The sequence below is a fragment of the Streptosporangium sp. NPDC003464 genome, from assembly GCF_053588315.1.
Genome location: NZ_JBSFPS010000302.1, coordinates 1 through 11,528, shown reverse-complemented (window position 1 = coordinate 11,528; position 11,528 = coordinate 1). Strand labels below are relative to the sequence as shown.

9 protein-coding genes and 2 pseudogenes are annotated in these 11,528 nt (G+C 72.2%); 3 read left to right on the top strand and 8 right to left on the bottom strand.

All coding sequences use genetic code 11. The features are described 5' to 3' along the window. Positions 1 to 100: pseudogene (locus ACWDS7_RS41280) on the top strand (30S ribosomal protein S12); the annotation flags it as partial. Between the two features lie 451 nt (positions 101 to 551). On the opposite strand, the pseudogene ACWDS7_RS41275 reads toward ACWDS7_RS41280, so the two are convergent. From ACWDS7_RS41275 to ACWDS7_RS41265, 3 genes and pseudogenes are all read right to left on the bottom strand, one after another. Then, positions 552 to 1,331, bottom strand: a pseudogene (locus ACWDS7_RS41275) (serine/threonine-protein kinase); the annotation flags it as partial. Between the two features lie 35 nt (positions 1,332 to 1,366). Next, positions 1,367 to 2,500 (bottom strand): serine/threonine-protein kinase, encoded by a 1,134-nt coding sequence (locus tag ACWDS7_RS41270; RefSeq protein ID WP_306863911.1) that lies wholly within the window; start codon positions 2,498 to 2,500, stop codon positions 1,367 to 1,369. Positions 2,501 to 2,569: 69 nt separating this feature from the next. Beyond that, entirely contained in the window at positions 2,570 to 3,178 is a 609-nt protein-coding gene (locus ACWDS7_RS41265) for a superoxide dismutase (protein ID WP_451933723.1), read from the bottom strand. 154 nt (positions 3,179 to 3,332) lie between these two features. Between ACWDS7_RS41265 and ACWDS7_RS41260 the strand changes: the two genes are divergently transcribed. Further along, the gene (locus ACWDS7_RS41260; protein WP_451933722.1) at positions 3,333 to 3,848 is read left to right on the top strand and encodes an N-acetyltransferase family protein; all 516 of its coding nucleotides are present in this window, start codon (positions 3,333 to 3,335) and stop codon (positions 3,846 to 3,848) included. A 206-nt stretch (positions 3,849 to 4,054) separates the two neighbouring features. On the opposite strand, the gene ACWDS7_RS41255 is transcribed toward ACWDS7_RS41260, so the two are convergent. The 5 genes from ACWDS7_RS41255 to ACWDS7_RS41235 form a co-directional block, all read right to left on the bottom strand. After that, entirely contained in the window at positions 4,055 to 6,109 is a 2,055-nt protein-coding gene (locus tag ACWDS7_RS41255; RefSeq protein ID WP_451933721.1) for a protein kinase domain-containing protein, read from the bottom strand. Positions 6,110 to 6,256: 147 nt separating this feature from the next. Then, the gene (locus ACWDS7_RS41250; RefSeq protein WP_451933720.1) at positions 6,257 to 6,673 is read right to left on the bottom strand and encodes a TIGR03668 family PPOX class F420-dependent oxidoreductase; all 417 of its coding nucleotides are present in this window, start codon (positions 6,671 to 6,673) and stop codon (positions 6,257 to 6,259) included. A 127-nt stretch (positions 6,674 to 6,800) separates the two neighbouring features. Then, the gene (locus ACWDS7_RS41245; RefSeq protein ID WP_451933719.1) at positions 6,801 to 8,453 is read right to left on the bottom strand and encodes a fumarate hydratase; all 1,653 of its coding nucleotides are present in this window, start codon (positions 8,451 to 8,453) and stop codon (positions 6,801 to 6,803) included. 225 nt (positions 8,454 to 8,678) lie between these two features. Next, entirely contained in the window at positions 8,679 to 8,813 is a 135-nt protein-coding gene (locus ACWDS7_RS41240; RefSeq protein WP_306863925.1) for a hypothetical protein, read from the bottom strand. Next, complete coding sequence (locus ACWDS7_RS41235; RefSeq protein WP_451933718.1) at positions 8,813 to 9,808, bottom strand: DMT family transporter; 996 nt, start codon at positions 9,806 to 9,808, stop codon at positions 8,813 to 8,815. The genes ACWDS7_RS41240 and ACWDS7_RS41235 overlap by 1 nt, the downstream gene beginning before the upstream one ends. A gap of 67 nt (positions 9,809 to 9,875) precedes the next feature. Here ACWDS7_RS41235 and pdxR point away from each other — a divergent pair, with 67 nt between their 5' ends. Continuing rightward, positions 9,876 to 11,318 carry a MocR-like pyridoxine biosynthesis transcription factor PdxR gene (gene pdxR / locus ACWDS7_RS41230; RefSeq protein WP_451933717.1) on the top strand — a complete coding sequence of 481 codons (1,443 nt, stop codon included), beginning with the start codon at positions 9,876 to 9,878 and terminating at the stop codon, positions 11,316 to 11,318. Positions 11,319 to 11,528 lie beyond the last annotated feature (210 nt).

Here is an 11,528-nt window from a genome sequence, read left to right as displayed (position 1 = left end):
GCTCAAGGCCAGCCCCCAGCGACGCGGCACCTGCATGCGCGTTTACACCACGACCCCCAAGAAGCCGAACTCCGCCCTCCGCAAGGTCGCGCGTGCCCGCCCGTGGCCGGCATGCCCCGCCGGGGCGGGCCGGACGGCCCGGGCCCGCCCGGGGCCGGCGCTCCGGGCCCGGCCGGCGCGCTGCCCGGCAGGCGGTCCGCCGGGAGACCCACCGCCGGGGTGTCCTGTGGGGAGGCCGGAGCGGGCGGCGGCCCGGCCGCGGCCGGGGACGGGTGGCCGGTGGGCAGGCGCAGGCCCCCCTTGGGGCGGACGACCAGCATGGTGCGGTCGGCGTCGTACTCCTCGTCCGCCGGGGCCGGAACGGGGGCCGCCGGAGCCGTGGGGCCCGCAGGGGCGGCACTCGCCGGGGCGGGAGGGCGTACCGGCGCGACCGGGGCCGCGGGGGTGACGGGCACGGCGGGCGCCACCGGCGCCACCGGCCTGACGGGTGCGGGCCCCGCCGCGGTCGAGGGGGTCTCGGCCACGGCCCGGAGCGCCGCCGCCGCCTGGGCGGAGGTCAGCCGCGCCGTGTGGTCCCGCTCCAGGAGCTGCTCCAGCACGGGGCGGAGCGGCCCGGCCTGGGTCGGCGGGTCGGCCCGGTCGGTCATCAGCGCGGCGAGGGTCTCGGCCACCGAGGACCGCTCGTAGGCCGGCCGGCCCTCCACCGCGAAGTAGAGCGTGGCGCCCAGCGACCAGAGGTCCGACTCGGGGCCGGTGTGCTCCCCGCGGGCCCGTTCGGGCGCCGTGTATCCGGGGGAGCCGATCACCATGCCGGTCTTGGTGAGGTTGGTGTCGCCCTCGGCCTTGGCGATGCCGAAGTCGGTGAGCACCACCCGGCCGCTCTCGGTGATCAGCACGTTGCCGGGCTTGACGTCGCGGTGGAGCACCCCCTGGGCGTGGGCGGCGCGCAGCGCCCCGAGGAGGTCCACCCCGATCTCGGCGACCAGCCGGGGCGGCAGCGGACCCTCCTCCTCGATCACCTGCTCAAGGGAGCGCGCCTGCACGAGCTCCATGATGATCCACGGGCTGCCGTCCTCGATGATCGCGTCATGGACGGTGGCCACGGAGGGATGGCTGATGCGGGCAGCCGTGCGGCCCTCGCGGATCATCCGCTCTCGAAGTTCGGCGCGCTGTGCCTCGCTGAGCCCGGACTCCTGGCGGATCTCCTTGATCGCGACCTCGCGGCCCAGGGAACGGTCGTAGGCACGCCAAACCGTGCCCATGGTCCCCCGGCCGAGCGGTGCGATCAGCTCGTAGCGGTCAGCGAGCACGCGCGTCTGCTGTTCCGGCATGAGAAGAAGATAGCGATTCTTGCTTGAAGAACGCTTTATCCGCGCTTACGGAGTTCCCTGGGCCACAGAAGTCGTGGGAGCACTAACCGGATGAAAGGTGTCATGAACCGGATGAACGGACGCTGAGCAGGGGGGCGCTCCACCGGTTTGCGGTGCACCCCCTCGGCCGGGCGCCGGTGCCCGCGGGGCTGCGGGACCGGGGTCGGCACGGGCAGCGGGGCCGGGATCGGCGCGGAGCCCACCCGGTGCGTCCCGCGGTGCTGCGGGCGGCGGTTGAACGGCGGGACCGTGATCGTCGCGGTGCTCCGGACGGGCTTGCTCGCGGTCCGGGCGATCGGCTCCTCGGCGGTGCCGCCGGCCGCCACCCGGGCGAGCATCAGCGAGGCCCGCACCGCGTCGAGCCGGGCATTCGGGTCGATCTTGAGCAGGCCCTGCAGCACCGGGGTCAGCGGTCCGGCCTTCTCCATCGGGATGGGCTCGCCGCTGGTGAGGGCGGCCAGCGCGGCGGCGGCCGTACGGCGCCCGTGCAGGCCGCGGCCCTCGACGGCGGTGTAGAGGGTCGCGCCGAGCGACCACAGGTCGGCGGAGGGGTGGGCCTTGGCGCCCAGCACGCGCTCGGGAGCGATGTATCCGGCCGAGCCGAGCACGATGCCCGCCTGGGTGATCGACACGTCGCCTTCGAGCGCGGCCAGCCCGAAGTCGGTGAGCACCGCCCGGTCGTCGGTCACCAGGACGTTGCTGGGCTTGACGTCGCGGTGCAGGATCCCCTTGGCGTGCACGGCCCGCAGCGCGCCCAGGACCTGCCGCCCGATCTCCGCCACCTGGCGCGGCGGCAGCGGGCCCCGGTCCTGGAGGAGCTGCTCCAGGGATCGGGCCCGGAGCAGCTCCATCACGATCCAGGGGCGCTCGTCCTCGGTGACGACGTCGAAGACGGTGATCACCGAGGGATGGGCGACCATCGCGGTCGCCCGCCCCTCACGTTCGGTCCTGGCGCACAGCTCCGCACGCAGCTCCTCGTCGAGGACGAGGGGCAGCCGCACCTCCTTGACGGCCACCTCGCGGCCGAGCAGCTCGTCGTGTGCTCGCCAGACGGTGCCCATGCCGCCGCGCCCGACCGGCTCCGACAGCCGGTAGCGCGCTGCAAGAAGGTATCCGGACGGCGCACGCATGTGGGGCAGCTTACCGATTTGCGTAATGCGACCAGTAGAGACCGGGCCGAATCTTCTTGCGTTCTTCGGTCAGATTTTCGTGCTCGTAACTGTTGAGAAACGCTCGGTGACGTCCGCCCAGTTGACGAGGCCCCACAGCTTCTCGACGTAGTCGGGGCGCACGTTGCGGTACTGCAGGTAGTAGGCGTGCTCCCAGGCGTCGAAGACCAGCAGCGGGGTGGTGTTCATGCCGACGTTGCCGTGGTGGTCGTAGACCTGCTCGACGACCAGGCGGCGCGAGAGCGGCTCCCAGGCCAGGATGCCCCAGCCGGAGCCCTGGACGCCCGCCGTGGCGGTGGTGAGCTGCTTCTGGAAGGCGTCGAAGGAGCCGAAGTGCTCGTCGATCGCCGCGGCCAGCTCGCCGTCGGGGCGGTCGCCGCCGTCGGGGGAGAGGTTCTGCCAGAAGATCGAGTGCAGCACGTGCCCGGACAGGTTGAAGGCGAAGGTCTTCTCCAGCCCGACCAGGCCGCCGAACTCACCCTTGTCGCGGGCCTCGGCCAGCCGCTCCAGCGTGTCGTTGGCCCCCTTGACGTAGGCGGCGTGGTGCTTGGAGTGGTGCAGCTCCAGGATCTCGCCGGTGATCGCGGGCTCCAGCGCCGCGTAGTCGTAGGGCATGTCCGGAAGGGTGTACTCGCCCATGGGGTCTTACCTCCTCGTTGATCAATACTCCTCCGGACACTATTGCAACTTGCTTGCATCTGAATCAGTCTTGCGACCTAGGTCCTGTTGCTATTGCGAATAAGTCGCATCTACATCATCATTGCAAGAGTCAGTTCGGTCCGATGGGGGTCTCGTGCTTGCAGGGCTGACCTTCGACGTAGTGCCGGCCACCGCAGCCTTGAGGTCGGTCTACGCGGCGGCGTTCGCACCGCCGCCGTGGTGCGAGACCTCCGACCAGATCGACGCCTTCGCCGAACGGCTGGCCGCCCACGTCCGGGTGCCCGGATTCCACTGCGACGTCGCCTATCTGGACGGTGAGCCCGCCGGGTTCACCTACGGTTTCCCGACCCCGGATCCCTGGCCGGAGGACCGCCTCTACCTCCCCATCGCCGACGCGGTCGGCGACCTGTCGGTCCTGGCCTCCCGCTTCGAGGTCCACGAGGTCGCGGTCGACCCCCGCTGCGCCGGCCGCGGCCTCGGCGCCGCCCTGGTCCGGCGCATCGCCGCCGCCGCGGGCCGGTCCTGGCTGGTTACCTCGCCCCGGGCCACCGCCGCCGTCCGTCTCTATGAACGTCTCGGCTGGCGCTGCCTGCGCGAGTTCACCGCCCGTGGCGAGACCTTCCGGGTCTACCTCTCGCCCGGCGCCTGAGCCTCCGTACGGCCCGCCCGGCGCCTTGGCCTCTCATGGGGCGCGCCGGATGTCCGGGCCGGCACCCGGCCCGCCCGGCGTCTCGGCCACCGCACGGCCCGTCGGATGTCCGGGGCTCCGTACGGCACGCGGCCGCGGTCCCCGCGCGCCGTCGCTACTCCCTGTCCACCGGCGGCGACCGTCTTGTCCGCCGGCGGCGACCGTCGCTACTTCTTGTCCGCCAGCAGCGAGTAGCGCACCTCGTCCCCCACCTGGGCGGCGGTCAGGCGGGTGAGCCGGTAGCCCTCGCGCCGGAGCTGCTTCAGACGGGCCACGTGCCGCTGGGCGGTCAGTCCGCTGTAGCAGGACCAGGTGCTCTGCTGCTGCTTCCACACCGCCGTGTACTTCCCATCGGGGGCGATCGTGACATCCGGCCGGAAATTGTCGCGGGCCTGCCGGTCGAACTCGGCCTGGAACCGCTTGCCCGTCTGCCCGAAGGTGAGGTGCCAGTCGGTGCCCTCGGTGTTCTCCACCCAGGTCGCGGTGTAGCGGGGGTCGCCGGCGGTGCCGTAGGCGGTGATCCACAAGGGGATGTACCCCTTGCGCACCGCCTCGGAGTTGCGGGTGCGGAGCTGGGCGCCGGTCAGCCCGAAGTAGGCCACATGGCCGACCGGGCGCTTCTCCATGACGAGCGCGAAAACCGTCGCCGGGCCGGTTCCGTGCGCGGCCGTGACCGTCTCCACGTAGCCCTTCGCGATCCACTTGTCCCAGAACGCCTGGTACTCGCCTCCCGTCAGACCGTGCGCGGTCACGTACGCGACACCCGGAGTCTTGCGCCACAGCGCCGTGTAGCCCCGGTCGGTGATGGAGATCGACAGCGGGCGGAAGCCCGCCGCCTTCAGGCGGCCGGCCCGCCGGCCGTGCTCGGCGGCACCGACGTCGTAGTAGGCGCGCACGTCGCCGTCCCACACCGCCGGCGGCGAGCCGGTGGCCGGTTTGCTCTCCCCGAGGGGGTCCGCCGATCCGTCGCCACCGTCGTCTTCGGCCGGCTCCTGTTCCGGTCTCCCGCCGCCGTCCTCGCCGGTCGGGTCCTGCTCGGGTTTCCCGCCGCCGTCCTTGCCGGCGGGGTCCTGTTCCGGGTTCCCGCTGCCGTCCTGCCCGGGTTTCCCGTCGCCGTTCCCTCCGGCCGGGTCCTGTTCCGGGCTCCCGGCGCCGTCCTTCCCGGCGGGGTCCTGCGACGGCCCCTCGCCGCCCGGCTCCGGCTGCCGGACCCGCTCGACGGAGCCGGACCCCGACCCCTGCGCCGTCGTCCCGCCGCCCGGACCCAGCTCCGCCTGCCGTACGGCCAGCACCACCCCGGTGGCGGCGGCCAGCGTGAGCACCGTGCTCCCGGCGGCCAGCAGGACGCGCGTCCGGCGCCGCCGGACGGCCGCGTCGGTGACGTCCATGGTGCTGAGCTGCGAGGGCGGCACGGAGGAGCCGCCGACCAGCCGCACCATCAGGTCCACCGAGCTGGGGCGGTCGGCGGGCTGTTTGGCGAGGGCCGCGGCCACGACGGGCCGGATCTGCTCGGAGAGCGCCGTGAGGTCCGGCTGCTCGGTGAGGATGCGGTGCATGATCGCCGGGATCTCGGCTCCCCCGAAGGTGTGCCTGCCCGTCGCGGCGAACGCGATGACACCGCCCCACGCGAACACGTCGGCCGCGGGCCCCACCCGCTCGCCGTTGAAGACCTCCGGCGCCATGTAGAGGGGCGTGCCCAGCATCTGGCCCGAGGTGGTCATGGTGATGCCGGGCAGCCGGGCGATGCCGAAATCGATCAGGCGTGGCCCGTCGGGCCCCATGAGGACGTTGTCCGGCTTGACGTCCCGGTGGACGATGCCGGCCTGGTGGATCGCGGCCAGTGCCGAGGCGAGCCCCGTCGCCAGCCGGTGTACGGCGTCCTGGTGCAGCGGGCCGCCGGCCGTCACGAGCTCACCCAGGCTGGGGCCCTCGATGTATTCGCTGACGATGTACGGCTGCCTGCCTTCGAGGTCGGCCTCGACGATCCGGGCGGTGAACGCCGGAGCGGTGCGCCGGGCCGTCTCCAGCTCGCGGGCGAAGCGCTCCCGCAGCTCGCCGTCGGTCCAGTTGGGCAGGTGAGGTACTTTCACCGCGAACCGCCGACCGGCCTCGTCCGCGCCCAGGAACACCACGCCCTGGCCACCGCTGCCCAGCCGGCCCGTCAAGCGGAACCGTCCGATCTGGGTGGGGTCGCCCGGCTGCAGTGGCTGTGTCTGCCTCATGGGTGCAGATATACCGGAAAGATCAACTAAAGGACAGCATGATCATATTTCTGTGATCTGTCCGGCCGGCGTACGGTCTCCGCCGTCCCGGTCACGCCGGGGCCCTCCCCGGCGCGGCCTGATCGGCCGGGATCCGCCTGGTGGGGGCTACCGGCACGCGTATGACCAGCCCGTCCAGGACTCCACCTCGATGAGGACCACCGGACCCTGCGGCGGGCGGTCACGGTAGGGCGGATAGCGCTCCGCCAGCCGGGCCAGGGCCCGTTCCCGGGCCGGGCCCTCTCCGGTGATCCGCGCCCTGCCGTCGGCGCGGACCCACCACAGCCGTGACCAGTCGTCGTCGTAGTGGTCCACCAGCAGGCACACCCGGTCGTTGGCCGCGATGTTGCGCAGGCGGCGCAGGTCCGTCGTCCGCTTGGGCTTGTGGTCGACCGCGAAGGCGATCGTGTCGCCGTCCAGGTCGAAGGTGACCGGCACCAGGTGAGGCGTGCCGTGGGCGTCGGCCGTGGCCAGCCGGGCGACCCGGGCCGCCTGGAACCTCGCGCGCGCCTGCGCCTCGTCCATCCAGCCATTCAACCAAGCGGCCCGCGGGGGACGCCGCCGGAGGACCCGTCCGCCGCCCGGCCGGACCGCGGACGGCGAAGGCCCGGCTCGCGGGGAGCCGGGCCTTGCGTGGTCAGGTATCAGGGGGTCAGCGGCGGCCGATGGACAGGACTGGGCCGGTGGAGTCGGTGAAGAAGTCCTCGCCCTTGTCGTCGACGACGATGAAGGCGGGGAAGTCCTCGACCTCGATCTTCCAGACGGCCTCCATCCCGAGCTCGGGATACTCCAGGACCTCGACCTTCTTGATGCAGTCCTGGGCGAGACGGGCGGCGGGGCCGCCGATGGAGCCGAGGTAGAAGCCGCCGTGGGCCTTGCAGGCGTCGGTGACCTGCTTGGAGCGGTTGCCCTTGGCGAGCATGATCATGGAGCCGCCCGCGGCCTGGAAGCGCTCGACGTAGGAGTCCATGCGGCCGGCGGTGGTGGGGCCGAAGGAACCGGAGGCGTAGCCCTCGGGGGTCTTGGCGGGTCCGGCGTAGTAGACCGCGTGGTCCTTGAGGTATTGCGGCATCTCGCCGCCGTCGTCGAGGAGCTCGCCGATCTTGGCGTGGGCGATGTCGCGGGCGACGACCAGGGGGCCGGTCAGGGACAGGCGGGTCTTGACCGGGTATTTGGTGAGCTCGGCGAGGATCTCCGGCATCGGCCGGTTGAGGTCGATGTTCACGACGTCGTCCGACAGGTGCTCGTCGGTGGTCTCCGGCAGGAACTGCGCCGGGTCGGTCTCCAGCTGCTCCAGGAAGATCCCCTCAGGCGTGATCTTGGCCAGGGCCTGGCGGTCGGCGCTGCAGGAGACCGCGATGGCGACCGGGCAGGAGGCGCCGTGCCGGGGCAGGCGGATGACGCGGACGTCGTGGCAGAAATACTTGCCGCCGAACTGGGCGCCGATGCCGAGCTTCTGGGTGAGCTCGAAGACCTTGGCCTCCAGCTCGGTATCGCGGAAGCCGTGGCCGCTCGGGGAGCCCTCGGTGGGGATGGAGTCCAGGTAGCGGGCGCTGGCGTATTTCGCCGTCTTCAGGGCGTATTCGGCGGAGGTGCCGCCCACGACGATCGCCAGGTGGTACGGCGGGCAGGCGGCGGTGCCGAGCGAACGGATCTTCTCCTCCAGGAACTGGAGCATCCGCTTCTCGTTGAGGACCGCCTTGGTCTCCTGGTACAGGAAGGACTTGTTGGCGCTGCCGCCGCCCTTGGCCATGAACAGCAGCTTGTACTCGTCGGCGTGGCCGTGCGGGTCCTCGGCGTAGAGCTCGATCTGCGCGGGGAGGTTGGAGCCGGTGTTCTTCTCCTCCCACATGGTGATCGGGGCCATCTGGGAGTAGCGCAGGTTCAGCTTGGTGTAGGCGTCGTAGACGCCGCGCGAGATGTGCTCGGCGTCGGCGCCGTCGGTGAGCACGTGGCGGCCGCGCTTGCCCATCACGATCGCGGTGCCGGTGTCCTGGCACATCGGGAGCACGCCGCCGGCCGAGATCGAGGCGTTCTTCAGCAGGTCGAGGGCGACGAAGCGGTCGTTCCCGCTGGACTCGGGGTCATCGATGATCTTGCGGAGCTGGGCGAGATGGGACGACCGGAGATAGTGGGAGATGTCGTGGATCGCCGTCTCGGTCAGCAGCCGGAGCGCCTCGGGGTCGACCTCCAGGAACCTGCGGCCCGCGGCTTCGACCACGCGCACCCCCTCGGCGCTGATCAGACGGTATCGCGTCTCATCCGGTCCCATGGGGAGCAGGTCGGTGTAGTCGAACTCGGGCATCGTCTTCGATCCTCCGTGCCGGGGGCCTTCGGTGCTCCTAGAGGGTACGGCCTCCCGATCGCGCTCGGCCGCCGTGGTGGGGGAGGGGGTCGCGTCCTCCCTCATCCCGTGGCCGATGGAGTGATATGGGCTGAAAAAAGAGTATTTGGGGGAAGCATTAGCCACTCATGGCGTCCACCGTCCCGACATGTCCGAAGACACAGAGGAAGCTGGAAGAGGACCGGGTTAATCGGCCAGGACGGAGCCGGAGGGCATCGTGGACACCATCATGAGCAGCAATATCGTCATGATCGCGATCATCGCGGTTGTCGTGATCGTCGGGCTGACCGTCTCGTTGATCGTCCTGACGCTCAGGAACATCAGGGAGATTGACGGGCAGACCCCCCAGTGGCCGGTGAGTTGGCCGGAGCCGCCGGTGAAGTTGCCCCAGCAGCAGGTGGACGTCCCCCAGCAGCGGGCGAGCCTTCCGCACTCGGAGACGAACCGGCCGCGTTGAGGCCGATGACGATCCCGGCGATCACCAGGGCGGCCCCCAGCAGGTCGGGCACGGAGGGCGTGCCCAGGCCGAGGACCACGCCGGTGACGATGGCGCCGACCGGGATCAGCCCGGCGAACAGCCCCGCGGTACCCGGGCCGAGCCGCGGGAGCGCGTCGTACCAGAGGAAGAACGCCACGGCGGTCACGATCAGCGACTGATAGCCCAGGCCCAGGGCCTCGGGGAGAGTCGGCGTGCGCAGCATCGCGCCGCCGTCCGCGAGCAGGCCGGCGACGGCCAGCAGCGGCACGGCCAGCGCCGCCGAGTAGGCCGAGACACGGACCGCCCCCAGCTTGGGCAGCAGCGGGATGGCCAGCAGCGAGAAGCAGATCTCGCAGAACAGCGCCCCCAGCGACCACATCAGTCCCGACAGGTCGCCGCTGCCCAGCCCGGTGGCCAGCGTCGCGCCGGCCACCACCACCGTCGCCGCCCCGACGACCCGCGGCGAGGGACGGCCGTCGAGCAGGGCGAGCGCCAGCGGAACGGTGCCGAGCACGGTGCCGACCAGGGCGGGGCCGCCGTGCCGGGTGGCCTCGATCACGCAGACATTGAAGATCATCAGCCCGAACAGCGACAGCGCGACCAGCAGCGCGCCCTCGCGGAGCGTGAGCCGTACGGCCCGCAGGCCCATGGCCCGGGTGACGGCGAGCAGGACGGCGGCGGCGAGCAGGTAGCGGAGAGCCTGGCCGCCGTAGACCGGATAGTCCTGGATCACGCCGGAGACCCCGGCCAGGGTGCCGACCAGGAACATCGCCCCCGCCGCCTGGCCCAGGCCGCGCCCCCGCGTGGCGGGGACGGCTGTGATGACATCTGCGTTCATGTCGGCCATGCTAGGAGGCCAATGGTTCCCGAAACGGGTCCAATCAACCGCTGAAAACGAGGACCAATTGGCCGATCTGCATCTGACCGTCGACCGGGCGGCAGGCGGGATCGCCGGGCAGATCGCCCGTGAGCTGCGGCAGGCCGTACGGCAGGGCAGGCTCCCGGCGGGAGAGCGGCTGCCGGCCAGCCGTGAGCTGGCCAAGGACCTGGGGCTGTCGCGGGGCGTGGTCGTGGAGGCGTACGAGCAGCTCGTCGCGGAAGGGTTCCTGATCTCGCGGGTCGGCGCGGGCACCAGTGTGGCCCCGGCGGCGAGCCGGCCCCCGGCGGAGGCCGCCCGCACCACCCTGGCCGCCGGCAAGCCGTACTACGGGAGCCGTTCCACCTCCCCCGACCTGAGCGCCTTCCCCCGCGAGCGGTGGCTCGCCGCCATCAGGCGCGCCCTCGCCACCCTGCCCGCCGACGCGCTCGACTACGGCGACCCCGGCGGCATCCCCGGCCTGCGCGAGGAGCTGGCCGGCTACCTGAGGAGGGTCCGGGCGGCCGACGTCAGCCCGGACAACCTGGTGATCGTCGGCGGGGTGGCCCAGGGGCTGAGCCTGACGCTCCAGGCGCTCACCGGGCAGCCCGCAGAGGGCCGGGCCACCCACGACCTGAACTGGTTCGTCGACCGGATCGCCCACCCCGCGCCGCTCCCCGGCCGGATCCGGCTGGCCGTCGAAGACCCCACCAGCCTGCGCCAGCTCCCGCTGCTCCGCGCGGCGGGGGCCGACCTGGTCGCGGTCCCGGTGGACGGCGAGGGCGTCGACGTCACGGCCCTGGCCGCGACCGGGGCGCGGGCGGTGCTGCTCACCCCCGCCCACCAGTACCCCACCGGGGTGGTGCTCTCCCCCCGGCGCCGCGCCGCGCTGATCGAGTGGGCCACCGGGACCGGCGCGATGATCCTTGAGGACGACTACGACGCGGAGTTCCGGTTCGACCGCGACCCGGTGGGCTGCCTGCAGGGCCTCGCCCCTGGCCACGTGGTCATGGCCGGGAGCGTGAGCAAGTCCCTCGCCCCGGGGCTCCGGCTGGGCTGGGTGGTGGCCCCGCCCGGGATCGCCGAGTCGGTCCGGCTGGCCCGCGGCGAGCTGGACCTGGGCTCGCCGGTCCTGGAGCAGTACGCGCTGGCCGACCTCATCCGGACCGGCGGCTACGACCGGCACCTGCGGAGGATGCGCCGGGAGTACCGGGCCCGGCGCGACGCCTTCGTGCGGGCGCTGGCCGACCACCTGCCCGAGATCACGGTGCGCGGCGTCTCCGCGGGGCTGCACCTGTTCGCCGAGCTGCCCGGCGGCTGGGACGAGCACTCGGCCGCCGAGACGGCCCGGACGTGCGGCCTCGCCGTCGAGCCGGCGGGCCCGATGCGCAACGCCCCCGGGCCGCCCGCCCTGGTCATGGGCTTCGCCCGCCTCCCCGTCCACCACGCCGACCAGACCATCCGCGCCTTCGCGGCCGGCCTGCCCCGCTGACCGCGACGCCTGTTTGTTGGCGACACCTGTTTGTTGGCGACGCTGCGCGTCGCGGCTCGGGTGCTGGTGACCGGTGGCTTCCCTCGTCGCTCGTCCGCTGTGTTGTTGGCGACGCTGCGCGTCGCGGCTCGGGTGCTGGTAACCGGTGGCTTCCCTCGTCGCTCGTCCGCTGCGCTCCCTCCCACCCCCAAAAAAACACAAAAAACAAAA